The following is a 26,962-nucleotide window of genomic DNA, read 5'->3' as shown; positions in this document are numbered from 1 at the left end:
TTATCCCTTCACGGCGCCCGCGGTGAGGCCCGCGGCCATCTTGCGCTGGACGAGGAGGAAGAGAACGACGATCGGCACCGCCATCATCGTGGAGCCGGCCATCATGGGGGCGTACTCGGTGCCGTGCTTCGTGGTGAAGTTGCCGAGCCAGACGGTCGCGGTCTGGTTCTCCTGGCTCATCAGCATCAGCGCGTACAGATATTCGTTCCACGCCTGGATGAAGCCGTAGACCGAGGTGGCGACCAGGCCGGGGGCGAGCAGCGGGAAGACCACGCGCAGGAACGCGCCGGTCCGCGAGCAGCCGTCCACCATCGCCGCCTCCTCCAGCTCGCGCGGGATGTTGACGATGAAACCGCGCAGCGTCCACACCGTGAACGGGAGGATGAAGGTCAGATAGGTGATGATCAGTCCCGACAGCTTGTCGTACTGGCCCAGGTCGTTGAGGAGCAGGAACACCGGGATGATCATGGCGACCAGCGGGATCATCTGGACCGCCAGGATGCCCACGATCACGATCTTCCGGCCGCGGAAGGCGAAGCGGGAGATGGCGAGTGCGGCCAGCATGCCGACGGCGATGCCGATCGCCACCACCGACAGCGACACGATCAGGCTGCGGCCGACCGGTCCCCAGAAGTCGGCGATGTCCAGCGCCCGGCGAAAGTTGGCCAGCGTCACACCCGTGGGCAGCAGGCTCGGGTTCGGGTCGATGGCGTCCTTCGCGGGCTTGAAGGCGGTGTCGACCATCCAGTAGACGGGGAAGCCCGCGGTGACGAAGACAAGCAGGCCGAGGAGGTTCCAGCCGAGCCTGGACCTCCGGCGGCGGCTCGCGGGGCCGCCGGAAAGGGCCGTCGCGCTCATTCCACCTCTCCGATCTTCAGCATCTGACGCATGTAGACGGCGACGACACCGAGCAGCAACAGCACGGTGATCAGTGCGATCGCGGAGCCCTGTCCGTAGTCGTTGACCACGAACGCCTTGTCGTACGAGTACGTGGTGAGCAGCTGGAACTCGGCCTCGGGGTGGCCGCCGCGCATCACGAAGACCTGTGGGAAGACGCCCATGTCCCAAATGACGGAGAGGGTCGTGAGCATCACGACGATCGGCTTGAGGATCGGCAGGGTCACATACCGGAAGACCCCCCAGGAACCCGCGCCGTCGAGGCGGGCGGCCTCCTCCAGCTCCCTGGGCACCTGTGTGAGACCCGCGCCGAGCGTGATGACCACGAAGGGGACGGCGCCCCAGACCACCAGGAGCATGATCACGGCCAGGCCCTGGGGACCGCTCGCGAACCAGTTGTGACCGATCATGTCGACGCCCGGCAGCTTGCTCAGCAGTGCGTTGAAGATGCCGTAGTCCGAGTCGAACAGCCACTTGAAGACCGTGGTCGCGACGATGATCGGCATGCCCCAGCTGGCCACCAGTGCGATGTTGACGAGTGTTCTCACCCAGCCGGAGACCCGTTGGAGCAGCAGCGCGATCAGCATGCCCGCGACCATGGTGAAGATCACCGAACCGGCGGCGAAGAGAATCGTGCGCAGGACGACCGCCCAGAACTCACCGTCCCCGAGCACGGTGGTGAAGTTGGCGAAGCCGACCGACTCGGCGGGCTTGAAGCCCCAGAGCTGGGACTGGCCGAACTTCTGGAACGAGAGGGTGACCAGACGGACCAGCGGATAGCCCATCACCAGGGCGAGAATGAGCAGACAGGGAGCGAGCAGTGCCCAGGGGACGGCGCCCCCGCCCGATGTGCGTCGTCCGCGTGGCCTGACGGGAACGCTCGGCGGCGGCGCCGGCCGCGGTGGCGGCACCTTGGCGGGGGTGGTCGTGTGTGCGGCACTCATCGCGCGCTCCTCAGCGGTCCCTCAGGTCGTACGAGGGCGAAACCCCGCACCGTCGTACGAAGGCGAAGCCGCACGACCGCACGCGGACGACGCCCCCGCGCGGTCGTGCGTGAGGCAGGGCCCCGCCCCGGTGGTCGCCACCGGGGTCCATGGGGCCCTGCACTCGGGTCACTTGGTGTTGATGACCTTGTCGATCGCGGCGTCCGCGTCCTTGGCGGCGGCCTCGACGGACTTCTTGCCGGTGCCGATGTCCTGCAGCATGGTCTGCAGGATCTGCGCCTTCTCCACCTGACCCCAGCCCGGCGCCATCGGCACGAACCAGTTGGACTCGGCCGCGGTGGCCGGGACCGCCGTCGCCGGGTCATTCTTCAGCGTGGCGAGGTCGGTCTTGTTGTTGGGCAGGTTGCCCTTGGCCATCAGGCCCTTCTGGCCCTGCGAGCCGGTGAAGGCGTTGACCCACTCGGCGGCCAGGGCCTGCGCCTTGGACTTGACCGGGATCGCGAGGTCGGAACCGCCCAGGAAGACCGGGATGTTCTTGCCGGACGGGCCGGGCATCACGAAGTTCTCGAGGTTGTCCTTCAGCTTGCCCGTCTTGTCGTTCTTCGGGTCGGCCGCCGTCGCGCCCTCCCAGGCGGCACCGAAGATCATGGCGGACTTGCCCTGGCCGTAGACGATGTAACGGTCGGACTCGTCCTTGGTCTTGTCGCCGTGCATGTACGAGTCGACGATCGTCTTGAACTCGCCCAGGCCCTTGAGGGACTCGGGCGAGGAGAGGTTGGCCTTCCACTGGCCGCCCTCCTGCTTGGCGATGGAGCCGCCCGCGTCGTAGACGAAGGACATGGCCGCGTACCAGTCGCGTGTCGGCTGGTACCAGGCGCTGAACGTGGCTCCCTCCTTCTTCTGGATCTTGTCCAGGTCGGCGGTCAGCTCCTGGTACGTCTTCGGGGGCGTCTTGACGCCGACGGAGGCGGCGATGTCCTTGCGCCAGTTGGCCACGCGACCGCCGGCGTAGTAGGGGACGCCGTACGTCTGGCCCTCGTAGGTCACCGAGGCCTTGAGGCCGTCCAGCCACTGGCCGGAGTTGTCGAACTTGGCCGGGTCGACGGGCGCGAAGGCGCCCTTGACCATGTAGCCGAGCATCTCGGTGTTGCCCATCTCGACCACGTCGGGCGCCTTGTCGGTGGCGAGGACCGCGTCGAGCTTGGGGTTCTTGTCCGGCCAGCCGTAGTACTCGTGCTTGATCTTGACGCCCGGGTGCTTCTTCAGCACCGCGTCGTCGGCGGCCTTCACCAGGGCGGGCCAGTTGTTCTGGGCGTCGACCGTCAGCCAGACGGTGAGCTCCTTGGCGTCCGCTCCCTTGTCCGATCCCCCGGACTTGCCGCCGCCGCCCCCGCACGCCGCGATGGAGACCACCATGCCCGCGATACCGATCGCGGCTATCAGCTTGCGCTTCACGCCACCCTCCTCAGGGATGCCACAAACCCCCCTTGTCCCCGCGGCGACTGACGACGAGTACCGCCCGTGGGGCCGGGAACTGGACCAATGGTGTAGACCAGTACGGGGGAGCTTGGCCCAGACCAATAGGCGCGTCAAGGGTGTTCGCCCCGCTCAGGGCCTTCGTTATGGGACCTACATATGAAAGGGCCTTTAAGTAGGAACCCAGCGAAAACGGGCGGACGTCTTCCCTCGCCGCCGGCTGGACCACTTGAGCGCGGTGGACTAGACCAGCAAGGTTGCCGACGGTATACAGAGGGGATCCCCGGCCGCATGGCGGGGATCACGGAGCGTGCGGGGGGATCCCTCCCCCGAAGCCGTGCCACGATGTGAGCCGTGACCGACGGTCCCTCGGTCGCTTCGGCATCCGGAGCCGGGAAGGCAGAGCATGAGCACCGACGTCAGCAGTGCGGAGAACGAGGGCGGGGCGACCGTCCGCACCGCGCGCGTGCCCAAGTACTACCGCCTCAAGAAGCACCTTCTCGACATGACGCAGACCCTGCCGCCCGGTACTCCGGTGCCGCCCGAGCGCACCCTGGCCGCGGAGTTCGACACCTCGCGGACGACCGTGCGCCAGGCGCTGCAGGAACTGGTCGTCGAGGGGCGCCTCGAGCGCATCCAGGGCAAGGGCACGTTCGTGGCCAAGCCCAAGGTCTCGCAGGCGCTGCAACTCACCTCGTACACCGAGGACATGCGCGCCCAGGGCCTCGAGCCGACCTCGCAACTGCTGGACATCGGCTACATCACCGCCGACGACACGCTCGCCGGCCTCCTCGACATCACGGCCGGCGGCCGGGTGCTGCGCATCGAGCGGCTACGGCTGGCCAGCGGCGAACCGATGGCTATCGAGACGACCCACCTGTCCGCCAAGCGCTTCCCGGCGCTGCGCCGATCCCTGGTCAAGTACACCTCGCTCTACACGGCGCTCGCCGAGGTGTACGACGTCCATCTCGCGGAGGCCGAGGAGACCATCGAGACCTCGCTGGCCACCCCGCGCGAGGCCGGCCTGCTCGGCACGGACGTGGGCCTGCCGATGCTGATGCTCTCCCGGCACTCCCTGGACCGGCAGGGCAAGCCGGTGGAGTGGGTGCGGTCCGTCTACCGCGGTGACCGCTACAAGTTCGTGGCCCGGCTCAAGCGGCCGCAGGAATAACAGGAATTGGCCGCCCGGGGTGGTGCGCACGGTGTGGCGCCGGCCCCGAAGCTGCTCTACGGTCCTCCCGTCATGCCTGCGAACCGTTGCGAGCGGTGGCCCCGGCAGGGACTTTGCCGCTGCTCAGGACCGATGTACGGACGAGGGCTTCCGCTTTCGTGACGCAGTCACCTACATTGCCTGCGCATTACACAGGTGAACAGTGAGGGGACGGAGCCGCCAGATGTCAAATCAGTCGGATGTGACCGGAGATGCGTTGGTGACGCCCGTACGCGTCGTCATCGCCCTCTGTCTCGTAGCACCCTTCGTCGCGATGCTGTGGGTCGGCTCCTACGCCAAGCCGGACCCCGCCTTCATCGGCATCCCATTCTTCTACTGGTACCAGATGCTGTGGGTCCTGATCTCCACGGCTCTGACGATGACCGCGTACAAGCTGTGGCAGCGTGACCAGCGCGCCCGGGCCGGCAAGAAGGGCGGTGCGTCGGAATGAAGAACGGCGTCAACGGCGTCGCGCTCGGCGTCTTCATCTTCTTCTTCCTGGCCGTCACCGTCGTGGGCTTCCTGGCGGCGCGCTGGCGCAAGGCCGAGAACGAGCACAGCCTCGACGAATGGGGCCTGGGCGGACGGTCGTTCGGCACCTGGGTCACCTGGTTCCTGCTCGGCGGCGACCTGTACACGGCTTACACGTTCGTGGCCGTCCCGGCGGCGATCTACGCGGCGGGCGCGGCCGGCTTCTTCGCGGTGCCGTACACCATCCTGGTCTATCCGCTGATCTTCACGTTCCTGCCGCGTCTGTGGTCGGTCTCGCACCGGCACGGGTACGTGACGACGTCGGACTTCGTGCGGGGCCGTTTCGGCTCGAAGGGCCTGTCACTGGCGGTGGCCGTGACGGGCATCCTGGCGACGATGCCGTACATCGCGCTCCAACTCGTCGGCATCCAGGCCGTGCTGGACGTGATGGGCGTCGGCGGAGGGGAGAACACGAACTGGTTCGTGAAGGATCTGCCGCTGCTGATCGCCTTCGGCGTGCTGGCCGCCTACACGTATTCGTCGGGTCTGCGGGCCCCCGCCCTGATCGCGTTCGTGAAGGACACGCTGATCTACATCGTCATCGCGGTGGCGATCATCTACATCCCGATCAAGCTGGGCGGCTTCGACGAGATCTTCACGAAGGCGAGCCATGCGCTCGCGCAGACGAGCCCGTTGACGGGGAAGCCGCGCGGCGCCCTCGTACCGCCGCAGGCGGGTCAGTGGACGTACGCGACGCTCGCGCTGGGTTCGGCGCTCGCGCTGTTCATGTACCCGCACTCGGTCACGGCCACGCTGTCCTCGCGCAGCCGTGAGGTGATCCGCCGCAACACCACGATCCTGCCGCTGTACTCGCTGATGCTGGGTCTGCTTGCGCTGCTCGGCTTCATGGCGACCGCGGCCGGTGTGAAGGTGCAGAACGGGCAACTGGCGATTCCGCAGCTGTTCGAGAACATGTTCCCCGACTGGTTCGCGGGCGTGGCGTTCGCCGCGATCGGCATCGGCGCGCTGGTCCCGGCGGCGATCATGTCCATCGCGGCGGCGAACCTCTTCACGCGCAACATCTACAAGGAGTTCCTCAAGCCCGACGCCACGGCGCAGCAGGAGACCCGGGTCTCCAAGACAGTGTCCCTGCTGGTGAAGGTGGGCGCGCTGGTCTTCGTCCTGACCATGGACAAGACGGTGGCGATCAACTTCCAGCTCCTCGGCGGCATCTGGATCCTGCAGACCTTCCCGGCCCTGGTCGGCGGCCTGTTCACGCGCTGGTTCCACCGCTGGGCGCTGCTCGCGGGCTGGGCGGTCGGCATGGCGTACGGCACGCTCGCGGCGTACGGCGTCGCGTCCCCGACCCAGAAGCACTTCGGCGGCTCGGCGAAGGAGATCCCGGGTATCGGCGAGATCGGCTACATCGGCCTGACGGCGTTCGTGCTGAACGTCGTGGTCACGGTGGTCCTGACCCTCGTCCTGAAGGCGGTGAAGGCCCCGGAGGGCGTCGACGAGACGAAGCCGGAGGACTACACGGCGGACGCGGGCGACCCCGGGGTCCAGGTGGAGCTTCCGCCGGCCACGGCGGGGGCGTCCCACTAGGCAGAACGGACCAACGGGCCGTCGGACACTATCCGACGGCCCGCTGCCGTACCCGCGGCCCGCCGTCATCAAACGGCGGCCCGTACCCTCCCCGCACCCCCGTTGCCGCACCCGTACGCGTCGTCCTGTCGGCCCAGCGCGCGATGCGCGCCGCCCACCGCATCTGCGAACGTCCGGGCTTCGTCCGCACCCCGGAGCGGGACTGGAACCCCTCCCCCAGCTCGACGACCTCACCCTCCTCACCCATGAGTTGGCACTTTGACACTCTCCGAAGCCGACACGGCACAACATCTGGGGGTGGCATCGCGCCCCGGCACAAGATGTATGCTCATGCTCGCTGTCACCGCAGGGGAATCCGGTGCGAATCCGGAACTGTCCCGCAACGGTGTACTTGTGCGTGTCCGTCCCCGGGTCGGACACGTCCGAGCGTCAGTCCGAGGACCTGCCGACAGTGCGCCCGGCCATTCCGGCCCGGGCGCCTGACGTCCGGGCCTCGTGGAGTGGGCCGGTGGACGCGACGCCTCGTGCGCTCGTGAGCCGCCCCCTGCCCTCCGCCAGGCCCCGTGCCGAGCGAGGGAGAGTCCCACGTGACCATCGCGCCAGCCGACCCGGTTTCAACAGCCGAGGCGTCCCCGGCGGACGAGGGCCCCGGTACCGCGCTGTTGCGGACCCTGACCGAGCTGACCGCCGACCTCCCCGACGCCGACCCCGGCCGGGTCGCCGCCGCCGCGCTGCGCGGCCGGTCGGCGCATGCGGACGAGTCGGAGCTGCGCGAGCTGGCCACGGAGGCGGCCGCCGGTCTCATCTCCGAGGACCCCGCCTACTCGAGGCTCGCCGCCCGGCTGCTGACGATCGGCATCCGCGCCGAAGCCGCCTCCCAGGGCGTCACGTCCTTCACCGAGTCCGTCGCCGTAGGCCACCGGGAAGGTCTCATCGCCGACGGGACCGCCGAGTTCGTACGCGTCCACGCCGCCCGACTCGACGCCCTGATCGACCCGGACGCCGACGACCGCTTCGGCTACTTCGGCCTGCGCACCCTGCACAGCCGCTACCTCCTGCGCCACCCGATCACCCGCAAGGTCGTCGAGACGCCCCAGCACTTCATGCTGCGCGTCGCCGCCGGACTCGCCGAGGACGACACCGCCCGCTCCCTCGACGAGGTCGCCGCGCTCTACGGGCTCATGAGCAGGCTCGACTACCTGCCCTCCTCTCCCACGCTCTTCAACTCCGGTACCCGGCACCCGCAGATGTCGTCCTGCTATCTCCTCGACTCCCCGATGGACGAGCTGGACTCCATCTACGACCGCTACCACCAGGTCGCGCGTCTTTCCAAGCACGCCGGCGGCATCGGGCTCTCGTACTCCCGCATCCGCTCCCGCGGGTCCCTCATCCGCGGCACCAACGGGCACTCCAACGGCATCGTTCCGTTCCTCAAGACCCTTGACGCCTCGGTCGCCGCGGTGAACCAGGGCGGCCGCCGCAAGGGCGCAGCAGCCGTCTACCTGGAGACCTGGCACTCCGACATCGAGGAGTTCCTGGAGCTGCGCGACAACACCGGTGAGGACGCGCGCCGTACGCACAATCTCAACCTGGCGCACTGGGTTCCGGACGAGTTCATGCGCCGGGTCAACGCCGACGAGCAGTGGTCGCTGTTCTCCCCGTCGGACGTGCCGGAGCTGGTGGACCTGTGGGGCGCGGAGTTCGACACCGCGTACCGCAAGGCGGAGGCCGCGGGCCTGGCGAAGAAGACGATCCCCGCCCGCGATCTGTACGGCCGCATGATGCGCACCCTCGCGCAGACCGGCAACGGCTGGATGACCTTCAAGGACGCGGCCAACCGCACCGCCAACCAGACGGCCGAGCCGGGTCACGTCATCCACTCCTCCAACCTCTGCACGGAGATCCTGGAGGTCACGGACGACGGCGAGACGGCGGTCTGCAACCTGGGGTCCGTCAACCTCGGCGCGTTCGTCGACCCGGCGGCCGGTGACCTCGACTGGGAGCGGCTGGACGCCACCGTCCGCACGGCCGTCACCTTCCTCGACCGCGTGGTCGACATCAACTTCTACCCGACCGAGCAGGCGGGCCGTTCCAACGCCAAGTGGCGCCCCGTCGGCCTCGGCGCCATGGGCCTCCAGGACGTCTTCTTCAAACTGCGGCTGCCCTTCGACTCCCCGGAGGCCGGGCGGCTGTCCACCCGGATCGCCGAGCGCGTCATGCTCGCCGCGTACGAGGCCTCCGTCGGCCTCGCCGAGCGCAACGGCCCCCTGCCGGCCTGGGAGAGGACCCGCACCGCCCGGGGCGTGCTGCACCCCGACCACTACGACGCACAGCTGACCTGGCCCGAGCGCTGGGCGGCGCTGCGGGAACGTATCGCCGTCGTCGGCATGCGCAACTCGCTGTTGCTCGCCATCGCGCCGACCGCCACCATCGCGTCCATCGCGGGCGCGTACGAGTGCATCGAGCCGCAGGTCTCCAACCTGTTCAAGCGCGAGACGCTCTCCGGGGAGTTCCTGCAGGTCAACTCCTACCTGGTGAAGGACCTCAAGGACCTCGGCGTCTGGGACGCCCGCACCCGTGAGGCGCTGCGCGAGTCGGGCGGCTCGGTGCAGGACTTCGTCTGGATCCCCGAGGACGTACGGATGCTGTACCGCACGGCGTGGGAGATCCCGCAGCGCGGGCTGATCGACATGGCCGCCGCGCGCACCCCGTTCCTGGACCAGGCCCAGTCCCTGAACCTGTTCATGGAGACGCCGACCATCGGCAAGCTCTCCTCGATGTACGCGTACGCCTGGAAGCAGGGCCTGAAGACGACGTACTACCTGCGCTCGCGCCCGGCGACGCGCATCGCCCGCGCCGCCCAGGGCCAGGCGCAGACCGCTCAGTCCATCCCCCTGCAGCAGGTCGCCGACCCCGACGCCGTCGCCTGCTCCCTTGAGAACCCCGAGTCCTGCGAGGCCTGCCAGTAATGACCGCCACCACCCGTAACACCAACCTCCTCGACCCGGGCTTCGAGCTGACCCTTCGCCCCATGCGCTACCCCGACTTCTACGAGCGCTACCGGGACGCCATCAAGAACACCTGGACCGTGGAGGAGGTCGACCTCCACTCGGACGTGGCCGACCTGGCCAAGCTCACGCCCGGCGAGCAGCACCTGATCGGCCGGCTGGTCGCGTTCTTCGCGACGGGCGACTCGATCGTCGCGAACAACCTGGTGCTGACCCTCTACAAGCACATCAACTCGCCCGAGGCGCGGCTGTATCTGTCGCGTCAGCTCTTCGAGGAAGCGGTCCATGTCCAGTTCTATCTGACGCTCCTGGACACCTACCTGCCCGACCCGGACGACCGCGCCGCCGCCTTCGCGGCCGTCGAGAACATCCCCTCCATCCGTGAGAAGGCCGGGTTCTGCTTCCGGTGGATGGACTCGGTGGAGAAGATCGACCGGCTGGAGACCAAGGCGGATCGCCGACGCTTCCTGCTCAACCTCATCTGCTTCGCCGCGTGCATCGAGGGCCTGTTCTTCTACGGCGCCTTCGCGTACGTCTACTGGTTCCGCAGCAGGGGTCTGCTGCACGGTCTCGCCACCGGCACCAACTGGGTGTTCCGTGACGAGACGATGCACATGAGCTTCGCCTTCGACGTCGTCGACACCGTGCGCAAGGAAGAGCCGGACCTCTTCGACGACGCGTTGCAGCAGCAGGTCACCGACATGCTCGGGGAGGCCGTCGAGGCCGAGCTGCAGTTCGCCCGCGACCTGTGCGGTGACGGCCTCCCGGGCATGAACACCGAGTCGATGCGGCAGTACCTGGAGTGTGTCGCCGACCAGCGCCTCACGCGCCTCGGCTTCGCCCCGGTGTACGGCTCCGAGAACCCCTTCTCCTTCATGGAGCTGCAGGGCGTTCAGGAGCTGACCAACTTCTTCGAGCGGCGCCCGTCCGCCTACCAGGTCGCGGTGGAGGGCACCGTCGACCTGGACGAGGACTTCTGAGCCGCATCCTGCCTCCTTGCCTCCTGGGCCTGCCTGATCCGTCGGTCGACGCGCCGGTCGTGCGCGATGCCGATCAGGGTGGGCAGGACCAGGAGGGCGAGGGTCATCGGGGAAGGGCCCTCAGCAGCAGCCGGCGCGGGCGGAGCGTGATGCCGATTCGGGGGCTGGGGTCGGACCCGGGCACCTGCTCGAAGCGGTAGGCGGACGCCACCGTCGCCAGGATGAGCGTGAGTTCGGCCATCGAGAAGTGGTCGCCGGGACACTTCCGGTTGCCCACGCCGAACGGGCTCATCGCGTACTTGGGGACTTCCTTGGCGCGTCCCGGAAGCCAGCGGTCGGGGTCGAACTGCGCATGCCGCTCGTACGACCGCGGATCGCGCTGGATCGCATACGGGCTGTACACGACATCGGCCCCGGCCGGTATGTGATACCCGCCGAGCTCGGTGTCGGCCACCGCACGCCGCGTCAATATCCATACGGCGGGGCGTAAGCGCATTGTCTCGACGATGACATTCGCGGTGTGCGTCAGCTTTCGGACATCGCCGAATGAAACCGGCCGCTCACCCACGACGCTTTTCACCTCGTCGCGGATCTTGTCCGCATGATCCGGATGATCCGTGAGGACCTGAAGGAGCGACATGACCATGGACCCGACTGTTTCGCTGCCGGCGGTGACGATGGCAACGACCTGATCGTGGATCTCCTGTTCCCCAATGGGCTCGCCATTCTCGTCCTTCGCCTCGAGCAAAGCCGTCAGCAAATCGTCCGGCTTTTGACTGGAGGCCCGGCGGGCGGCGACGATCTCGTCGATCAGGAGATGCAAATCGGCCAAGGCCCGATTGAATTCACGGTTGGCCGGAAGCGGAAGGCGATACAACGGTCCGAGCGGCACCACCATGCGCTGATACATGCCACTGAACAGCGTGGCGAGAGCCGCACATACCCGATCGGACCGCTCGTCCATGTAGCTGCCTCGCATCAGGCAGCGGGCGGCGACCCGGACGGCCACGCGGAAGGACTCCGCCATGACGTCGATGGTCCTGCCGGAGCGCCAGCGCTCCACGAGCCTCTGCGCCTCCTCCGCCATGATCGGCCCGTAGGCGGGGACGGCCTCCAGCCGGAAGGCGGGCTGGATCGCCCGTCGCTGCCGCCGGTGCAACGGCCCGTTGGAGGTGGCGACCCCCTGCTTGCCCAGCAGGCTTTCCAGGGACTCCCACAGCGGGCCGCCGATCTTGTAGTCGGGGCTGAGGGCGAGGGCCCCGGTGAGTTCCGGGGTGGTGACGGCGTACACGGTCTTCGGGCCCAGCTTCAGCCGTACGACGTCGCCGTCGTCCCGCAGCCGGGAGAGGAAGCCCAGGGGGTCACGGGCCAGTTTCCAGCCGTGTCCCAGGACGGGGACGCCGCCCGCGGCCAGCAGCGGAACACGCGGTTCCACGGGGGCCTGGGGCCGGACGGATTCCAGGGTCATTACTCACCTGCCGCTTCGTTGTTGACGTACGGGGGTGTAGAGCGGTCGTCCCAGCTGTCGACCATGTAGCGACCTGATTCGTGGTGGAACCAGTACACGGCACTGAACCAGTTCCGCATATTCCCGACGATCGCCTGCACAGCGGCGCTCAATTCCCGGCCGCGCACGGTACCGTCCGCGAGGCTTTCGGCGAACCGTAGTGCCTCCTTTTCGGCGACCAAGAATTCGGATATGCATTCCTCCACTCGCCGCCGCATTTCCTTTACGGCTTCTTCGAGCGTCAGTCCCTGGTGATGGATGAGACTGATCCCGAGATTGTGGACCTCGTCGCCCGCTATTTCCTTGGGGAGCGAGCACAGATCGTTGTACCAGGCCGCGAATTCCTGGCTCAACAGCGCCGCACGCCGATACGGGGGATGTTTCCGCACGGCGTCGGGCAGTTCCCGTCCCGCGCTCGGCTCCAGCAGGTCGGTCCAGATCCAGTGCGCGAAGGTGAGCCGCCGGAGCTCGAGGTACGCGTCCACCGTCGGGACGCAGCCGGAGGTGCGGTTGCGGAACTCCCGGTCGTACGCCTCGATCACCGCGTGGAAGTGCCGGGCGAAGCGCGCGTTCCATGTGGCGCCGAGGAACGAGTACAGCCGCACCACGCTGTCCGCGAACCCCGCGACCAGGGGGTCCGGGTGGTGCACATGGTTCCGCGGGGCCTCCAGCGCCGCGTGCAGCTGGGTCCTGAGCCTCCGCCAGGCGGCCGGGCGCCGGTGGACGATGTCACGGTCGTGGCGGTCGTCCCAGACGAAGAACCACGCGCTGTAGTCCCCTATCGCCTGCAGTACCTCGTCGGGGGCCCCGATGTAGTAACCCGCCATGAGGTCGGTGTAGCACAGCCCGTCGGCATACTCTTCGACCTTGTCAGCCGGCATGAGCCGCTTTTCCAGCAGCCAGCAACGCGTCTTCTCCTGCATGCAGGGCCAATACGGGTGCAGCCGACGGGGAAACGCGGTCTCGATCACCGGTAGGGACAGCGCCGGTGGAACCGCGACCGCGGTCGCCGTCGATGAAGTGCTGTGTGGGATAGCTGGCACGAACAAACCCCTCTCAGCCGCCGGTTGGCGACACGCCCCTCCCGCCGTGCCGGGCGCACGCCGTTGCGTATCCCCGCGCTTTCCATTCAGCACCACAACTGACCGGTCTGGGAACGGATTTGGTCCACCCTCTCACCGACAGTGCCGAGAATCTCGCCCATTTGACTGAATATGGATCAGTTCAGGTGTACAAGGGATCGCATGTACGACGCACATATGAACGACGCCTGGCCGGGAGAGGACCCCGGCCAGGCGTCGTCATCAAGGGCTCTCAGTCGTTGGCCACCACGGGGTAGCGGGGCTCGTTCTCGGCCATCTGCCGCAGGGCGTCCTTGCGCTCGCGCTTGGACAGCCGGTCGATGTAGAGGTAGCCGTACAGATGATCCGTCTCGTGCTGCAAACACCGGGCGAAATAGCCGGTGCCGCGCACCTTGACCGGGTTGCCCTTCTCGTCCTGTCCGGTCACCTCGGCGTAGTCGGGGCGCGCGAGCGGCGCGTACGCGGCCGGGACGGACAGACAGCCCTCGTTGCTGTCGTCGAGACGGCGCCGGTCGGCGGGCAGGTCGACCAGCCTCGGGTTGCAGACGACACCGACGTGCCGTACGCCCTCGTCGTCCTGGCAGTCGTAGACGAAGACCTTCAGGTCGACGCCGATCTGGTTGGCCGCGAGGCCCACGCCCTCGGCGGTGCGCTGGCTGGCGAACATGTCGGCGACCAGTTGCTGGAGCTCCTCGTCGAACTCGGTGACGTCCTTGCACTCCTTGTGCAGCACCGGGTTCCCGACCACCGTGATCGGCCGCGAGGTGCCGCGCTCGCGCCAGGCGGTCTCACGCTCCTCCGCGTCCTCGGTGTCGATGACGAAGCCCTCGTCGTCCACGGGGAGCACGCCCGCGTGCTGCTGATCGGTGTCCTGCTGCGCCATGACCGACGTACGCCTTCCTGCAACCATGGGTTAAACCTGCGAGTACAGCCTACGGGGCGCCCCCGGGTGTCCTCCCCGGGATCCATGGGCGCACGGACCCCGTCAGCAGACCTCTTCGAGATCCCGCCAGTCCCGCGAGTCCGGGCTGTCCGCGACCCAGCCGTCAAGCAGCCCGCGCACCAGCGAGGCGGGCGCCGCGATGCCGCACTCGCGCTCGGGCACCCACAGCTGCCCGTCGGTGCGGTGCCCCAGCGGTCCCGGATGCCCGGGCTCGCTGTGGTCGTGGGGGTCGAGGTGCTCGCCGTCGCCCTCGTCCGACGGCATCCGGGACTCCGAGCACATACGGCACAGCAGCCGCACGGACGAGGACCAGTCCTCGGCGGCGAAGCCGGCGTCGGCGGCCAGCTGCTCCAGCGCGTCCCGGTCCTCCTCGGTCGCGGCCTCCAGCAGGACGACCCAGGTCGGTACCGGCGAGGGCGCCCACAGCTCGATCTCGTCGAAGACGGGGTACGCGTGCCCGGCGGCCGTCGTGCGCTCTCCATGCGGTACGCCGTCGTGCAGCACGACCTCGCCCCAGCGGCGCCCCGAGGACGGCAGCGGGATGGAGAGCACCTCGATCCGGGCGGGGTCCAGCCTGCGCCCCCACACGACCTCGGCCTCGCCCTCCGGTGACAGCCGAACGGCCGCGCTGCCCAGCTCCATCCCGGTGGGCTCGCCGGAGACGGCGGCGCCCCCCGGCACCCGGAGGCCGTACGCCTGCCAGGCGCGGCGGGCGAGCGGCCAGTCCTGCAGGGCGGTGGCGGCGATGCCCACGTTCCACCAGTCGGGCGCGCCGGTCTCCCGGTCGAGCAGAGCCACGGCACGCAGGCCGGCGGTGCGGGCCTGCTCCCAGTCGTGGCGGAACTTGTGCAGCAGGGCGAGGTTGAACCAGGACTCCGACAACCATGGCTCCAGATCCGCGGCCCGGGTCAGCAGTGCTCCCGCGTCCTCGTACCGGCCGTCACCGATCAGCGTGAACGCGCGGTCCGTGGCCTGCCGCCAGGAGGCGGAGGGCCGGTGCCGTCCCTTCCCGAAGATCCTCACGATTCCCGCCTGCCAGTCCCTTGCGATTCCCGCCTGCCGATTCCTTGACGTCCGCGGGGGCCACGGGCCGAGCTGTGCCCCCGAACACCCTCTCCTCGCATCCAACCACGTACGGCCGGACGGGCGCTCATTACCCATGGGTTACCCCACTGCGGGCAAGGTCAGACCGTCTCTCTGCAACACCCTGGCGAGTGACTCCACGACCTCGGGCTCGAAGTCACGCGCGCAGGCGAGCCGCAGCCGCTCCAGCGCGCTCAGCGGTCCTCCCGGCCCCGCTTCTTCCCGCACCATCTCCTCGTACGCGTTCACGGCCCGGACGATTCTGGCGCTGACCGGCTGTTCGCGGTACGGATCCGCCTGGCGCTCCACGACGACCGCCACCTCGGCCTCCACCCCGGTCTGGCGTACGACCGCGCCGCCGAGCAGAGCGATCCGCCGCTGTTCCTCGGCGGGCAGCGTGGAGGTGGCGCCGGCGGGCACCGGGTCGACGAGGCTGAGCTGCCCGATGTCGTGCATGAGGGCCGCGTACTCCAGCACGGTCAGCTCGGGCTCGGTCAGGCCCAGGTCGCGCCCCACGGCCCGGCTGAGCGTGGCCACGCGGCGGGCGTGCCCGGCCGGCGTGTACCCGGCGATCTCGGTGGCGCGTGCCAGGGAGGCGATGGTCTGCCGGTAGGTGGTGCGCACGGCCGCGTAGCGCCGGTAGGAGAGCTGGGTGAGCACCAGCGGCAGCGAGAAGACGGGCAGCGCCCACAGGCCCACGACGGCGACGGCCGGCGACATCACGGCGCCGGTGGCGCACACGGCCGAGCCGATGCCGAGCCTGCCGCGCAACTCGTCGCACAGCAGCGGCCCGAACGGCCAGCGCGTCCGGGAGTGCGCCAGGGCGGCGGCCAGCACCGCGTCGCACAGCGCGGTGAGCACCAGCAGGGTGACGACGAGCAGGGCGCTGGCGGGGCCGTCCCAGGCATGCGACTCGCCCCGGTGGTAGACGGGTTGGAAGCAGACCGCGGCGAAGGCGACGGTGAGGAGGCGTCGGGTGAGGTGGTCGGCGGTGGATCCGCGGCCACGGGCCACGTGCGGGACGCACCCGACGAGTGCGGCCGCGAGGACCACGGTGACGACCTGCGGCACCCCGTGGTGGGTGGGCTGCCCGGCGTTCTGCCCGAGCAGGGCGTAGGACAGCGCCCCGGCGGCCCCGAGGGGCGCGGGCTCCCGCTCGTCGCTGCCGCTCCACCGGGACAGCTCCCCCGCCGCGACGAGCAGCCCGAAGGCGAGGGCGACGGCCGGTTCCTCCAGGCCGCGCCAGAGCGTGAGGGCCAGGGAGCCGGCGGCCAGGAACGCGGCCGACCCGTGGGCGAGGACGAGGGGCAGGCGGCACGCCGTCATGTGCGGCCCCCGCCGTGCGGCTGCACCGTCGGCCGGCCCGCTGAGGGCAGAGCCGGAGGCGGTACGTTTCCGCGTACCTCGTCCGAGGTCACCGCCGGGTGCCAGCCGTGCCGGTCCAGCGCGCCTATGAGCGCGCGTACCATCGCCGGGTCGAACTGGGACCCGGCGCACCGCTCCAGTTCCTCCAACGCCGCCGCGACGGGACGGGCGCGCCGGTAGGAGCGGGTCGAGGTCATCGCGTCGAAGGCGTCGGCGACCGCCACGACCCGGGCGAACTCGGGGATCTGAGGGCCCGTCAGCCCGTACGGGTATCCGCTGCCGTCCAACCGCTCGTGATGGTGCAGGATCGCGGACCGCGCCTCACCGAGGAACCCGATGCCGCGGACCATCTCATGGCCGTACTCGGGGTGCAGCTCGATGATCCGCCGCTCGTGCGGGGTGAGCGGACCGTCCTTGCGCAACAGCCTCGTGGGCACGCCGAGTTTGCCGACGTCGTGCAGGATCCCGGCGAACCGCAGCACCTCGACGCGGTCGTCGTCCATGCCGAGTTCGCGCGCGATCATCATCGACGCCTGCCCGACCCGCTCGCTGTGCCCGCGGGTGTACCCGTCCTTGATGTCGACGGCCTGGACGAGCGCACGGATCGTCGCCTGGTGGGCTGCCCGCTCCCGGTGGTACTGGGCGAAGACCCAGCAGGACACGTACATGGGCAGCAGCACCAGCAGGGCGGCGACCGGCCCGTACGGGCTGCGCCACAGCACGGCCATCATCAGTCCGGCGAGCCCGTGCACGGTGATGGGCCCGAGGGAGCGCAGGAACAGCCCGCACCAGGCTCCCCCGAACTCCCGGCTTCGCTCGAGCAAGGAGCGCCCCCACCGCACCGGAACCCCCTCGGCCAGTGCCCGGATCCCCATGTCGAGTGCGGTCAGCACCAGGCAGAACGCCACTACGGCGGCCCCGGCGGGCACGAGCGCGTACGGGAAGCGGGGACCGACGACGGCGTCACGCCCGCCCAGCGCCCAGTGGACACGCGAGGCGGCGCACACGGCGAGGCCGAGCTGCGCGGCCTGCCAGCTCCGCCGCAGCCATCGCGGCCGCTGCGCGACACGGGCGAGCAGGGCACCCGGCAGCGGCACGAGCGCGGCGGCGGGGGGCGGCAGCAGAAAGGCCCCTGCGAGCAGCACGGGAAAGAAGGTGCCCATGCCCTCGGGGGGCCTGCGGCCGCCGTGACGGAACCTGGGGACCTGCTCACAGAGGGCGTAGAGCGCGGCGAGCAGGGCGACCACCCACATGGGGGCTCGGACGTCCGGTACGGGCGACACGCACAGCAGGGCGCCGAGGACGGCACAGCCGACGTAGACGCGTGCCCATGGCCGAACGGGCCCCATGACGCACCTCCCCCCGAAACCCGCGCCCGGTCCCGAAGCCGGGCGGGCCCGGTCATGCCCCTTTCAGGCTCCGGAGCCTAGAGGGGAGGCCCGCGTGTGGGGGCGGCATTGGGGGAATCCGCGGGCCCCTGACCCGCGGATTAGTACATTCGGGTGACAAGCCGTTGCGGTTTGACCACCGACTCCGAACTGGAGTTCAGGACTCCTGCGGTGACGCGGTCACGTCGTGCTCGGGCACCGTCTGTCCCGACCGGATCAGCTCGATACGGCCCATGACCTTCGCACGGAGGTCGCTCGGTACGTCGTCATGCCCGCAGCACCGCTTGACCAGCTTCTTCACGGCCTCCTCGAGCCCGTACTTCTCCAGGCACGGCGAGCATTCCTCGAAGTGGTGCTGGAACTTGGTGCGGTCGACGTCCGGCATCTCGCTGTCGAGGAACTCGTAGAGATGATCGAGGACCTCACTGCAGTCCGTCTCGTGCGGATCTCCGCAGCTCATGAGCCCGAGCCTTTCGCTTCGTTCGACTCTCCGGCGCCGGCCGGGACCAGTCCGCGCTCGCGGGCGTAGTCCTCGAGCATGCCGCGCAGTTGACGGCGGCCCCGGTGCAGCCGGGACATCACCGTGCCGATGGGTGTCCCCATGATGTCGGCGATCTCCTTGTACGCAAAGCCCTCGACGTCCGCGAGATAGACGGCGATGCGGAATTCCTCGGGAATCGCCTGCAGCGCTTCCTTGACGTCCGAGTCGGGCAGGTGGTCGAGGGCCTGCGACTCGGCGGAGCGCAGACCGGTCGACATGTGCGACTCCGCGCGGGCGAGCTGCCAGTCCTCGATCTCCTCGGCCGCGCTGCGCTGGGGTTCGCGCTGCTTCTTGCGGTACGAGTTGATGAAGGTGTTGGTGAGGATCCGGTACAGCCACGCCTTGAGGTTGGTGCCCTCGCGGAACTGGTGGAAGGACGCGTACGCCTTCGCGTAGGTCTCCTGCACCAGGTCCTCGGCGTCCGCCGGGTTGCGCGTCATCCGCAGTGCGGCCGAATACATCTGGTCGAGGAATTCGAGCGCGTCCCGCTCGAAGCGCGCGCTGCGCTCGGCGGACGACTCCGCGCCCGTGCCCCGGCCCTCGGGCTGCTCCGCCTGGCCGTGTTCGGTCCCTGCGTCGGTCCCAGCGACCGGACCCACCTCCTCCAGCGATATGGCAGAACCGAAAGCGGTCCCACTGGAATCGGAGGATAGACGAACATCCTTGCCCGCCGCCGCCCGAATAGGGGCGGTCTTCGTCGCGTGCAGCACCGTCCAGTCCAGGTCAGCGCTGCTGCTGCGGTTCGGGCAGATGGTCGAACCCATGCGGCGGACTTCCTCTCGTACCTACGGTGCAGCACGCCTCGTGCTGTCTGATCCCCACAACAGTGGTCCGCTCCGCGGCATTCCCGGGCGTCACCCGAGTGACGCGGTCCACTTCACCACGGCGTCGGTGACGATCTCCAACGCCTGATCCTGGGTGATCTCCGCGTGCTTGGGGACGGCGAAGCCATGATCGCCGCAGGGCACCTCGACGAGTTCGTAGGACCCCTGCGGGAACTCCGCCGGCCTGCCGAACGGGTCGTTTCCGCCCTGTACGACCAGCGTGGGCACCCCCGTGCCGAGCAGCTCCTCGGCACGCGACTTCTCCGGCCTGCCCGGCGGGTGGAGGGGGAAGCTCAGTGCGAGGACCGCGGCGGCACCGAGGCCGGCGGCCGTGCGGCAGGCGACCCGGGCCCCGGCGCTGCGGCCGCCGGCGACCACCGGAAGTCCGGGCTTCGCCAGGGCGGGCCAGACCCCGTGCCAGCCCGTGTCCAGCGTCCTGGGCGCGGGCGCCACCTTCTTCCCGGCGACACGCCAGGGCTGCTCCACCAGGGCGACGCTCACGCCGTGCGCGGGCAGCACCTGGGCCAGGGCCCTGAGGTCGCGCGCCTCGACGCCGCCACCGGCACCGTGCCCGACGGCGAGCACGAGCTTCGCCTCCCGCGCCCGGTGCCAGGTGACACGGGCCGTACCGGCGTCGGTCTGCACGCTCTCTGTCACATCGGTCACGTCAGAACAGTGTGCCCTCTTCGGGCGCTGCGAGCTCCTTCAGGAGCTCCGGGCCGTTGTTGCGGACGTTGCTGACCGCCGTGGAGACCGGAAAGGCGCGCATCAGTCCGGCCGGCGGCGCGTCCAGCAGGGAGCGCAGGTCGTCGACGTCGGTGCGGGAGTGGTCGAGCCAGGCGTCCCAGCGGTCCGGGGTGAGCATCAGCGGCATACGCGGATGGATGTCGGACAGGGAGGAGGGGCCCTCGGCCGGGGCCACGGCCAGCGGCGTCGCCTCCGCCTCCGTCGTGATCACCGAGCAGGTCACCCACCAGGCCCCGGGATGGTCGTCGGGCAGGGTCCTGTCCCGCCAGAACTCGTACAGGCCCGCCATCGCGAAGACCGAGCCGTCGGCGGGCAGCACGAAGTACGGCTGCTTGCGCGGCCGCTTCTTCCTGCCCTCGACCTCCAGGTCCCGCTCCTGTGTGCCGGTGACCCACTCGAAGTAGCCGTCGGCGGGCAGGATGCAGCGGCGGGCCGTGAACGCGCGGCGGTAGGAGGGCTTCTCGTGCACCGTCTCCGCGCGGGCGTTGATCATCCGAGCGCCGCCCTCGGGCGACTTGGCCCAGGACGGTACGAGGCCCCACTTGAGTCTGCGCAGCTGGCGAACCGGCCGCTGGTCTTCGGCGTCCTTCACAGGACGGTCCAGGACCGCGTAGACCTCCTTTGTCGGAGCCACGTTGTAGTCGGGCGCCAGGGTCTCCTCGGGATCCCACTTCTCGATGTCGAAGATTCCTGCGAGATCCTCGGGCCCCCGACTCGCTGCATACCGTCCGCACATACGTGCCACACTGCCAGGCCGACCCGTCACCCGACCACCACCCTCGACGACAGTGCCGCCCGCCGGCCCGTCCCCATCGATCCCCGGGAGTCTTCACAAGCAATGGACAGCCTCGCCTCGACCGCCCTGAGCTCGCTGCCCGACCTGTGGGACCGGGTCTTCGGCATCCAGCCCGACCCCGCCCTGTGGGTGGTGATCGCCACCGCGGTCGCCGCGCTCGCCGTGGTCGTCCCGCACGGCGTGTGGCGCATATCCCGCAATGCCATCACCATCGCGCACGAGGGCGGCCACGGACTGATCGCGCTGCTCACGGGCCGCACACTCACGGGCATCCGGCTCCACTCCGACACCAGTGGCCTCACCGTCAGCCGCGGCAAACCCTACGGCGTCGGCATGATCCTCACGGCCGCTGCGGGCTACACCGCTCCCCCGCTCCTCGGTCTCGGCGGCGCGGCGCTGCTGGCCGCCGGGCACATCACGCTGCTGCTGTGGCTGGCGACGGCGCTGCTCGTGGCGATGCTGGTGATGATCCGCAACGCGTACGGCGCGCTGACCGTGGTCCTCGCCGGCAGCACGTTCCTGCTGGTGTCATGGCTGGCCGGTCCACAGGTGCAGGCGGCGTTCGCGTACACCGTGGTGTGGTTCCTGCTGGTCGGCGGCGTACGCCCGGCCTTCGAGCTGCAGGCCAAGCGGTCGCGCGGCGGCGCCCGGGACTCGGACGCGGACCAGCTGTCCCGGCTCACCCATGTACCGGCGGGCCTGTGGCTCTTCCTGTTCCACGTGGTGTCGCTGTGCTCGCTGATGGGCGGCGGACAGTGGCTGCTGCGGCTCTGACGGCGTACGACGGCGCCGGGCGCCCGCGGTGTGACTCCAGGTCACGGTGCATATATGCACCGCACATTCCGCTCGGATATCAGACAACGGTTTCGTTCATATTTCGCCGCTTTTGATCAAGATCTATGGACTGGGCCAACCACTACAGTGGGGCGCATGACCGTGAACCCGCCGCACTCCGCCCTCTGGACCGCCCCGCACGCGAGCGGAGCCGTCGACGCGACGGTCCACGTGCCCGGGTCCAAGTCGGTCACCAACCGCGCCCTCGTCCTGGCCGCCCTCGCCTCAGAGCCCGGCTGGGTGCGGCGCCCGCTGCGCTCCCGCGACACCCTGCTGATGGCGGCCGCCCTGCGCGCCATGGGTGTCGGCATCGAGGAGGGGGTCGGCCCCGACGGCTCCGGCGAGACCTGGCGGGTGATCCCCGCCGCGCTGCACGGCCCCGCCACGGTCGACGTCGGCAACGCCGGCACCGTGATGCGCTTCCTGCCGCCGGTGGCGGCGCTCGCCGACGGCCCGATCCGGTTCGACGGCGACCCGCGCTCGTACGAACGCCCCCTCAACGGCGTGATCGACGCCCTGCGCGCCCTCGGCGCCCGCATCGACGACGACGGCCGCGGCGCGCTGCCGCTGACCGTGCACGGCGGCGGCGCGCTGGACGGCGGCCCTGTGTCGATCGACGCTTCCTCGTCCTCCCAGTTCGTGAGCGCCCTGCTGCTGTCCGCCCCGCGCTTCAACCAGGGCGTCGAGGTCCGCCACACCGGCTCGACGCTGCCCTCGCTGCCGCACATCCGGATGACCGTCGACATGCTGCGCGCGGTCGGCGCCCAGGTGGACACCCCCGAGTCGGGCGGCGAGGCCAACGTCTGGCGGGTCACGCCGGGCGCCCTGCTCGGCCGCGACCTGACCGTCGAGCCCGACCTGTCCAACGCCCAGCCGTTCCTCGCCGCCGCCCTGGTCACCGGCGGCAAGGTCGTCATCCCCGACTGGCCGGCCCGTACGACCCAGCCCGGCGACCGGCTGCGCGAGATCTTCACCGAGATGGGCGGATCCTGCGCGCTGACCGAGCGCGGCCTGGAGTTCACCGGATCGGGTGCCATCCACGGCATCGACGTGGACCTGGGCGAGGTCGGCGAGCTGACGCCCGGCATCGCGGCGCTCGCGGCCCTCGCGGACTCCCCGTCGACCCTGCGCGGCGTGGCCCACCTGCGGCTGCACGAGACGGACCGCCTGGCCGCGCTCACCAAGGAGATCAACGAGCTGGGCGGCGATGTCACCGAGACCGCCGACGGCCTGGAGATCCGTCCGCGCCCGCTGCACGGCGGGGTCTTCCACACCTACGACGACCACCGCATGGCCACCGCGGGCGCGATCATCGGCCTCGCGGTCGACGGCGTGCAGATCGAGAACGTGGCGACGACGGCCAAGACGCTGCCGGACTTCCCCGAGCTGTGGGCCGGGATGCTCGGGGACTGACGGGCGGACTGGAACCATGCGCCGCTACGGCAAGCACACCGACGAGGACGACATCCGCACCCGCCCGAACCGCAAGGGCAACCGGCCCCGTACCAACATCCGGCCCAAACACGAGGACGCGGCCGAGGGCATGGTCCTCACCGTCGACCGCGGCCGTCTGACCTGCCTCGTCGACGACCGTACGGTCATGGCGATGAAGGCCCGCGAGCTGGGCCGCAAGGCGGCGGTGGTCGGCGACCGCGTCGCGCTCGTCGGCGATCTGTCCGGCAACAAGGACACGCTCGCCCGTATCGTCCGCATCGAGGAACGCTCATCCCTCCTGCGCCGCACCGCCGACGACGACGATCCGTACGAGCGCGTGGTCGTCGCAAACGCCGACCAGCTCGCCATCGTCACGGCCCTGGCCGACCCCGAGCCGCGCCCCCGTCTGATCGACCGCTGTCTGGTGGCGGCGTACGACGGCGGCCTGGAGCCACTCCTGGTGATGACCAAGTCGGACCTCGCCCCGGCCGACAAGCTGCTGGAGCTTTACGGGGCGCTGGACATCCCGTATGTCGTCACCAGTCGCGAGGAGCTGGAGGACGGCGCCGCCGCGGACCGGGTGCGCGAGTTTCTGGACGGCAGGATCACCGCGTTCGTCGGGCACTCCGGAGTGGGCAAGACGACACTCGTCAACGCGTTGGTGCCGGAGGAACGGCGGCGGACGACGGGCCATGTCAACGCGGTGACCGGCCGCGGCCGGCACACCACGACCTCGGCGCTGGCGCTGCCGCTGCGTCAGAGCGACAGCTGGGTGATCGACACCCCAGGCGTACGGTCCTTCGGTCTGGCGCACATCGACCCCTCCCGGGTGATCCACGCCTTCCCGGACCTGGAGCCAGGTACCGAGGGCTGTCCCCGGGCGTGCAGTCACGACGAACCGGACTGTGCCCTGGACGCCTGGGTGGCCGAGGGACACGCGGACCCGGCGCGGCTGTACTCCCTGCGCAGGCTGCTGGCCACGCGGGAGCGGAGGGAAGGCGACTGACGCGACTGACCTCCGCGGTGTTTGCGCCCCTCCCGCGCCGGTAAATGCTTACTCGCACCGGCCAGATCCGACCAGACGAAGCAGTCGACGTGGGGATGCGGGAGGAGAAGACATGGCGTGGCTGCTGGTCATCGTGGCCGGGCTTCTGGAGACCGGTTTCGCCGTCTGTCTGAAGCTCTCGCACGGTTTCACCCGGCTCTGGCCCACGGTCGCGTTCTGCTGCTTCGCCCTCGGCAGCTTCGGCCTTCTCACCCTCTCCCTGCGGAAGCTCGACGTGGGCCCCGCGTACGCGGTGTGGACGGGCATCGGCGCGGCCGGAACCGCGATCTACGGCATGATCTTCCTGGGCGACCTGGTCTCCACCCTGAAGATCGTCTCGATCACGCTGGTGATCGTGGGCGTCATGGGGCTGCAGCTGTCGGGCTCGGCCCACTGAGAGCGCCCCTTCGGGGGCGCGGGGTGCCGGTCCGCGGCTCCGCCGCGTGGGCGCGACAAGCCGCTGCCGGTTCGCGGCCACCCGGCACACCTCACCGGGCGAACCCGCCAACGGTCACCGCGGCCAGGCGGCCCGCACCAGATCCCCCACGCCGCTCTTCCCCGGCGGAGCCACCACACACGACAGAGCCAGCCGAACGACCAGCTCACACCCTCGTGCCAGCTCCCCCGCATCCGCCTTGCCCGCCCCGGGCCCGGCCACTGCCGCGACCGCGCGATCCCGGACCAGGCCCACGAAGTCCGCCGGGGACGGCAGCGGCCCGTCGGCCCGGCGCTGCGCGGGCACTGCGGAGGTGGACGGCACGGCCGAGAGCGACGGCGCGGGCAGGCGCTCGCCCCAGCAGCCGGTGAGCATGGCGCGGACGAGCGCGTTGTCGCGGGCGGCCGACGCGGTCCACTCGGCGGTTGCGGCCAGCCGGTCACGGGTGTCCGCGGGAAGGGCGAGCGTGCGCTCCACACCGGCGAGATAGCTGTCGGCCTCCCGGCGCACCAGTGCCCGGGCGAGCCCCTCCTTGCTGCCGAACTCGTTGTACAGCGTCTGGCGCGAGACACCGGCCGCTGCCGCCACGTCCACCATGCGCACGGCGGACCACGGGCGGCGCAGGAGCGCCGTATAGGCGGCGTCCAGTAGGGATTCCCGCGCTGCAGGCATCATCGCCTCCCTCGGGGTCGGCGGCTCTGACGCACAGACTTGACGCGTGCACAAGCACTGTCAAGGGTTCGCGGCGGCATCGGGGGGCGTGCACCGGCCATCGCACGCCGTGATCACACGACGGCGACAGGGGCGAGGATCCCGTGGGGCGCCTGGCCGTTCGCCGGATGGGGCAGATACGGTTCGGTCATGCCCGACTATCTCGATGACCTGCGGCTCGCCCATGTGCTCGCGGACGCGGCCGACGCCGCGACCATGGCCCGGTTCAAGGCCCTCGACCTCAAGGTCGAGACCAAGCCGGACATGACGCCGGTGAGCGAGGCGGACAAGGGCGCCGAGGAGCTGATCCGCGGCCAGCTGCAGCGTGCCCGGCCGCGGGACGCGGTCCTCGGCGAGGAGTACGGCATCGAGGGCACGGGACCGCGCCGCTGGGTCGTGGACCCGATCGACGGCACCAAGAACTACGTGCGCGGTGTGCCGGTGTGGGCCACCCTGATCTCCCTCATGGAGGCGGGGCCCTCCCGCTCGGGCGGAGCCGAGAGCGGGGGCGGTTACCAGCCCGTCGTAGGAGTCGTCTCGGCCCCCGCGCTGGGCCGCCGCTGGTGGGCCGCGAAGGGGCACGGCGCCTTCACCGGCCGCAGCCTGTCCTCGGCCTCCCGGCTGCAGGTCTCGCGCGTCTCGAAGCTGTCCGACGCGTCCTTCGCGTACTCCTCGCTCTCCGGCTGGGAGGAGCAGGGCCGGCTGGGCGGCTTCCTGGACCTGACACGCGCGGTGTGGCGCACCCGCGGGTACGGCGACTTCTGGCCGTACATGATGGTCGCCGAGGGCTCGGTCGACATCTGCGCCGAGCCCGAGCTGTCCCTGTGGGACATGGCGGCGAACGCGATCATCGTGACGGAGGCCGGCGGCTCCTTCACCGGTCTCGACGGCCGCCCGGGTCCGCACAGCGGCAACGCAGCCGCCTCCAACGGGCTCCTCCACGACGCACTGCTCGACCATCTCAACGACCGGTACTAGCAACCACAGATCCGTACCGCTCCCACAGAGGTGTACGGATCTATACGTGCACCGCGTGCGCCCCTGAACTCACGTCGCACGCCCCCTTGTTGACTCGCCCTTTGCCTGAGACCCTGAAAGTTCCCCCACTTGTGAACTTGTGAAGTGGGGAACAGGCGTCTCCGGCGGGCGGCATCCAATGGATCCGGAGCGCTGAGCCAGTGCATTCCCGTGCATTCTCCAGGAGGTGGCTCCCCACCATGCACGTCAGCGACGCCATGAGCACAGTCGTCCTCACCATCGGCCCAACCCACACCCTCCGCCAGGCCGCAGCACTGATGTCCGCCCGCCGTGTCGGCGCGGCCGTCGTGCTCGATCCGGATGCCGGAGGTATCGGCATCCTCACCGAACGCGACATCCTCAACTCCGTCGGTCTGGGCCAGTGCCCCGACACCGAGCGGGCCCACGCCCACACCACCACGGACGTGGTGTTCGCCGCTCCCACCTGGACCCTCGAAGAGGCCGCCCGCGCCATGGCACACGGCGGCTTCCGGCATCTGATCGTCCTGGACCGCGACGAGCCGGTCGGTGTCGTCTCGGTCCGCGACATCATCCGCTGCTGGGCGCCGGCCCGGGAGCGCGTCCCGGCCACCACCGGCTGACCGCGCACACGCGGGC

25 protein-coding genes and 1 riboswitch are annotated in these 26,962 nt (G+C 69.8%); of the genes, 11 read left to right on the top strand and 14 right to left on the bottom strand.

What is annotated here, in order from left to right; all coding sequences use genetic code 11:
- The 3 genes from AAW14_RS09420 to AAW14_RS09410 form a co-directional block, all read right to left on the bottom strand.
- Complete coding sequence (locus AAW14_RS09420) at window positions 1-858, bottom strand: carbohydrate ABC transporter permease (protein ID WP_265561932.1); 858 nt, start codon at window positions 856-858, stop codon at window positions 1-3.
- Window positions 855-1,841, bottom strand: coding sequence for a carbohydrate ABC transporter permease (locus AAW14_RS09415; RefSeq protein WP_265561930.1), 987 nt, complete (start codon window positions 1,839-1,841; stop codon window positions 855-857). Before AAW14_RS09415 ends, AAW14_RS09420 begins: the two co-directional genes overlap by 4 nt.
- A gap of 168 nt (window positions 1,842-2,009) precedes the next feature.
- On the bottom strand, window positions 2,010-3,296 hold the full coding sequence (locus AAW14_RS09410) for an extracellular solute-binding protein (protein WP_265561928.1): 1,287 nt from the start codon (window positions 3,294-3,296) through the stop codon (window positions 2,010-2,012).
- A 427-nt stretch (window positions 3,297-3,723) separates the two neighbouring features.
- On the opposite strand from AAW14_RS09410, the gene AAW14_RS09405 reads away from it, so the two are divergent.
- From AAW14_RS09405 to AAW14_RS09380, 5 genes are all read left to right on the top strand, one after another.
- The gene (locus tag AAW14_RS09405) at window positions 3,724-4,488 is read left to right on the top strand and encodes a GntR family transcriptional regulator (protein ID WP_265561926.1); all 765 of its coding nucleotides are present in this window, start codon (window positions 3,724-3,726) and stop codon (window positions 4,486-4,488) included.
- A 223-nt stretch (window positions 4,489-4,711) separates the two neighbouring features.
- Window positions 4,712-4,978 carry a DUF3311 domain-containing protein gene (locus AAW14_RS09400; RefSeq protein ID WP_265561925.1) on the top strand — a complete coding sequence of 89 codons (267 nt, stop codon included), beginning with the start codon at window positions 4,712-4,714 and terminating at the stop codon, window positions 4,976-4,978.
- Window positions 4,975-6,603, top strand: coding sequence for a monocarboxylate uptake permease MctP (gene mctP / locus AAW14_RS09395; RefSeq protein WP_265561923.1), 1,629 nt, complete (start codon window positions 4,975-4,977; stop codon window positions 6,601-6,603). The genes AAW14_RS09400 and mctP overlap by 4 nt, the downstream gene beginning before the upstream one ends.
- A gap of 349 nt (window positions 6,604-6,952) precedes the next feature.
- Window positions 6,953-7,046, top strand: a riboswitch (cobalamin riboswitch).
- A gap of 144 nt (window positions 7,047-7,190) precedes the next feature.
- Entirely contained in the window at window positions 7,191-9,572 is a 2,382-nt protein-coding gene (locus AAW14_RS09385) for a ribonucleoside-diphosphate reductase subunit alpha (protein ID WP_265561920.1), read from the top strand.
- The gene (locus AAW14_RS09380; RefSeq protein ID WP_265561918.1) at window positions 9,572-10,591 is read left to right on the top strand and encodes a ribonucleotide-diphosphate reductase subunit beta; all 1,020 of its coding nucleotides are present in this window, start codon (window positions 9,572-9,574) and stop codon (window positions 10,589-10,591) included. The genes AAW14_RS09385 and AAW14_RS09380 overlap by 1 nt, the downstream gene beginning before the upstream one ends.
- Before the next feature lie 103 nt (window positions 10,592-10,694).
- Here AAW14_RS09380 and AAW14_RS09375 read toward each other — a convergent pair whose 3' ends face one another.
- The 10 genes from AAW14_RS09375 to AAW14_RS09330 all read right to left on the bottom strand — a co-directional run bounded on the left by AAW14_RS09375 (window position 10,695) and on the right by AAW14_RS09330 (window position 20,807).
- A complete protein-coding gene (locus AAW14_RS09375) occupies window positions 10,695-12,059 on the bottom strand; it encodes a cytochrome P450 (protein ID WP_265561916.1) in 1,365 nt (454 codons plus the stop codon).
- Window positions 12,059-13,141, bottom strand: coding sequence for an epi-isozizaene synthase (gene cyc1 / locus AAW14_RS09370; RefSeq protein ID WP_265561914.1), 1,083 nt, complete (start codon window positions 13,139-13,141; stop codon window positions 12,059-12,061). The genes AAW14_RS09375 and cyc1 overlap by 1 nt, the downstream gene beginning before the upstream one ends.
- A gap of 271 nt (window positions 13,142-13,412) precedes the next feature.
- Window positions 13,413-14,063, bottom strand: a complete 651-nt coding sequence (gene def, locus AAW14_RS09365; protein ID WP_265562019.1) for a peptide deformylase — start codon at window positions 14,061-14,063, stop codon at window positions 13,413-13,415.
- A gap of 102 nt (window positions 14,064-14,165) precedes the next feature.
- Window positions 14,166-15,146: a tetratricopeptide repeat protein gene (locus AAW14_RS09360; RefSeq protein ID WP_265561912.1), complete on the bottom strand. Its 981-nt coding sequence runs from the start codon at window positions 15,144-15,146 to the stop codon at window positions 14,166-14,168.
- 141 nt (window positions 15,147-15,287) lie between these two features.
- The gene (locus AAW14_RS09355) at window positions 15,288-16,532 is read right to left on the bottom strand and encodes an HD-GYP domain-containing protein (RefSeq protein WP_265561910.1); all 1,245 of its coding nucleotides are present in this window, start codon (window positions 16,530-16,532) and stop codon (window positions 15,288-15,290) included.
- Window positions 16,529-17,920, bottom strand: a complete 1,392-nt coding sequence (locus AAW14_RS09350; protein ID WP_265561908.1) for an HD-GYP domain-containing protein — start codon at window positions 17,918-17,920, stop codon at window positions 16,529-16,531. Before AAW14_RS09350 ends, AAW14_RS09355 begins: the two co-directional genes overlap by 4 nt.
- A 196-nt stretch (window positions 17,921-18,116) precedes the next feature.
- The gene (gene rsrA, locus AAW14_RS09345; RefSeq protein WP_265561906.1) at window positions 18,117-18,419 is read right to left on the bottom strand and encodes a mycothiol system anti-sigma-R factor; all 303 of its coding nucleotides are present in this window, start codon (window positions 18,417-18,419) and stop codon (window positions 18,117-18,119) included.
- Window positions 18,416-19,099: an RNA polymerase sigma factor SigR gene (gene sigR / locus AAW14_RS09340; RefSeq protein WP_265562017.1), complete on the bottom strand. Its 684-nt coding sequence runs from the start codon at window positions 19,097-19,099 to the stop codon at window positions 18,416-18,418. The genes rsrA and sigR overlap by 4 nt, the downstream gene beginning before the upstream one ends.
- Before the next feature lie 255 nt (window positions 19,100-19,354).
- Complete coding sequence (locus AAW14_RS09335; protein WP_265562015.1) at window positions 19,355-19,981, bottom strand: alpha/beta family hydrolase; 627 nt, start codon at window positions 19,979-19,981, stop codon at window positions 19,355-19,357.
- Between the two features lie 10 nt (window positions 19,982-19,991).
- Window positions 19,992-20,807, bottom strand: a complete 816-nt coding sequence (locus AAW14_RS09330) for an SOS response-associated peptidase (RefSeq protein WP_265561904.1) — start codon at window positions 20,805-20,807, stop codon at window positions 19,992-19,994.
- A gap of 102 nt (window positions 20,808-20,909) precedes the next feature.
- On the opposite strand from AAW14_RS09330, the gene AAW14_RS09325 reads away from it, so the two are divergent.
- The 4 genes from AAW14_RS09325 to AAW14_RS09310 all read left to right on the top strand — a co-directional run bounded on the left by AAW14_RS09325 (window position 20,910) and on the right by AAW14_RS09310 (window position 24,577).
- Window positions 20,910-21,641, top strand: coding sequence for a M50 family metallopeptidase (locus AAW14_RS09325; RefSeq protein WP_265561902.1), 732 nt, complete (start codon window positions 20,910-20,912; stop codon window positions 21,639-21,641).
- Window positions 21,642-21,797: 156 nt separating this feature from the next.
- Entirely contained in the window at window positions 21,798-23,114 is a 1,317-nt protein-coding gene (gene aroA, locus AAW14_RS09320) for a 3-phosphoshikimate 1-carboxyvinyltransferase (RefSeq protein ID WP_265561899.1), read from the top strand.
- 16 nt (window positions 23,115-23,130) lie between these two features.
- A complete protein-coding gene (gene rsgA, locus AAW14_RS09315) occupies window positions 23,131-24,141 on the top strand; it encodes a ribosome small subunit-dependent GTPase A (protein ID WP_265561897.1) in 1,011 nt (336 codons plus the stop codon).
- Between the two features lie 112 nt (window positions 24,142-24,253).
- Window positions 24,254-24,577: a DMT family transporter gene (locus AAW14_RS09310; protein WP_265561896.1), complete on the top strand. Its 324-nt coding sequence runs from the start codon at window positions 24,254-24,256 to the stop codon at window positions 24,575-24,577.
- Between the two features lie 114 nt (window positions 24,578-24,691).
- Here the strand turns inward: AAW14_RS09310 and AAW14_RS09305 are convergent, their stop codons facing one another.
- Window positions 24,692-25,288 carry a TetR/AcrR family transcriptional regulator gene (locus tag AAW14_RS09305; protein ID WP_416223279.1) on the bottom strand — a complete coding sequence of 199 codons (597 nt, stop codon included), beginning with the start codon at window positions 25,286-25,288 and terminating at the stop codon, window positions 24,692-24,694.
- A 189-nt stretch (window positions 25,289-25,477) separates the two neighbouring features.
- On the opposite strand from AAW14_RS09305, the gene hisN reads away from it, so the two are divergent.
- Both hisN and AAW14_RS09295 read left to right on the top strand, forming a co-directional pair.
- Complete coding sequence (hisN, locus tag AAW14_RS09300; RefSeq protein WP_265561892.1) at window positions 25,478-26,305, top strand: histidinol-phosphatase; 828 nt, start codon at window positions 25,478-25,480, stop codon at window positions 26,303-26,305.
- 239 nt (window positions 26,306-26,544) lie between these two features.
- On the top strand, window positions 26,545-26,946 hold the full coding sequence (locus AAW14_RS09295; protein WP_265561890.1) for a cyclic nucleotide-binding/CBS domain-containing protein: 402 nt from the start codon (window positions 26,545-26,547) through the stop codon (window positions 26,944-26,946).
- The last annotated feature ends 16 nt before the right edge of the window (window positions 26,947-26,962 follow it).

It is taken from the genome of Streptomyces hygroscopicus (genome assembly GCF_026168105.1).
GTDB lineage: Bacteria > Actinomycetota > Actinomycetes > Streptomycetales > Streptomycetaceae > Streptomyces > Streptomyces hygroscopicus_D.
The sequence above is the reverse complement of the archived record's forward strand: the minus strand, read 5'-3'. Positions and strand labels throughout refer to the sequence as shown.

What these genes read in the sequence shown, in the direction of transcription:
- AAW14_RS09420 (WP_265561932.1), bottom strand. Translation starts at nt 858, where the DNA reads ATGAGCGCGACGGCCCTTTCCGGCGGCCCCGCGAGCCGCCGCCGGAGG.
- def (WP_265562019.1), bottom strand. Translation starts at nt 14,063, where the DNA reads ATGGCGCAGCAGGACACCGATCAGCAGCACGCGGGCGTGCTCCCCGTG.
- AAW14_RS09400 (WP_265561925.1), top strand. Translation starts at nt 4,712, where the DNA reads ATGTCAAATCAGTCGGATGTGACCGGAGATGCGTTGGTGACGCCCGTA.
- AAW14_RS09295 (WP_265561890.1), top strand. Translation starts at nt 26,545, where the DNA reads ATGCACGTCAGCGACGCCATGAGCACAGTCGTCCTCACCATCGGCCCA.
- AAW14_RS09330 (WP_265561904.1), bottom strand. Translation starts at nt 20,807, where the DNA reads ATGTGCGGACGGTATGCAGCGAGTCGGGGGCCCGAGGATCTCGCAGGA.
- rsrA (WP_265561906.1), bottom strand. Translation starts at nt 18,419, where the DNA reads ATGAGCTGCGGAGATCCGCACGAGACGGACTGCAGTGAGGTCCTCGAT.
- AAW14_RS09350 (WP_265561908.1), bottom strand. Translation starts at nt 17,920, where the DNA reads ATGGGGCCCGTTCGGCCATGGGCACGCGTCTACGTCGGCTGTGCCGTC.
- AAW14_RS09310 (WP_265561896.1), top strand. Translation starts at nt 24,254, where the DNA reads ATGGCGTGGCTGCTGGTCATCGTGGCCGGGCTTCTGGAGACCGGTTTC.
- AAW14_RS09305 (WP_416223279.1), bottom strand. Translation starts at nt 25,288, where the DNA reads ATGCCTGCAGCGCGGGAATCCCTACTGGACGCCGCCTATACGGCGCTC.
- AAW14_RS09380 (WP_265561918.1), top strand. Translation starts at nt 9,572, where the DNA reads ATGACCGCCACCACCCGTAACACCAACCTCCTCGACCCGGGCTTCGAG.
- AAW14_RS09375 (WP_265561916.1), bottom strand. Translation starts at nt 12,059, where the DNA reads ATGACCCTGGAATCCGTCCGGCCCCAGGCCCCCGTGGAACCGCGTGTT.
- AAW14_RS09325 (WP_265561902.1), top strand. Translation starts at nt 20,910, where the DNA reads ATGGACAGCCTCGCCTCGACCGCCCTGAGCTCGCTGCCCGACCTGTGG.
- AAW14_RS09405 (WP_265561926.1), top strand. Translation starts at nt 3,724, where the DNA reads ATGAGCACCGACGTCAGCAGTGCGGAGAACGAGGGCGGGGCGACCGTC.
- mctP (WP_265561923.1), top strand. Translation starts at nt 4,975, where the DNA reads ATGAAGAACGGCGTCAACGGCGTCGCGCTCGGCGTCTTCATCTTCTTC.
- AAW14_RS09355 (WP_265561910.1), bottom strand. Translation starts at nt 16,532, where the DNA reads ATGACGGCGTGCCGCCTGCCCCTCGTCCTCGCCCACGGGTCGGCCGCG.
- aroA (WP_265561899.1), top strand. Translation starts at nt 21,798, where the DNA reads ATGACCGTGAACCCGCCGCACTCCGCCCTCTGGACCGCCCCGCACGCG.
- rsgA (WP_265561897.1), top strand. Translation starts at nt 23,131, where the DNA reads ATGCGCCGCTACGGCAAGCACACCGACGAGGACGACATCCGCACCCGC.
- hisN (WP_265561892.1), top strand. Translation starts at nt 25,478, where the DNA reads ATGCCCGACTATCTCGATGACCTGCGGCTCGCCCATGTGCTCGCGGAC.
- AAW14_RS09415 (WP_265561930.1), bottom strand. Translation starts at nt 1,841, where the DNA reads ATGAGTGCCGCACACACGACCACCCCCGCCAAGGTGCCGCCACCGCGG.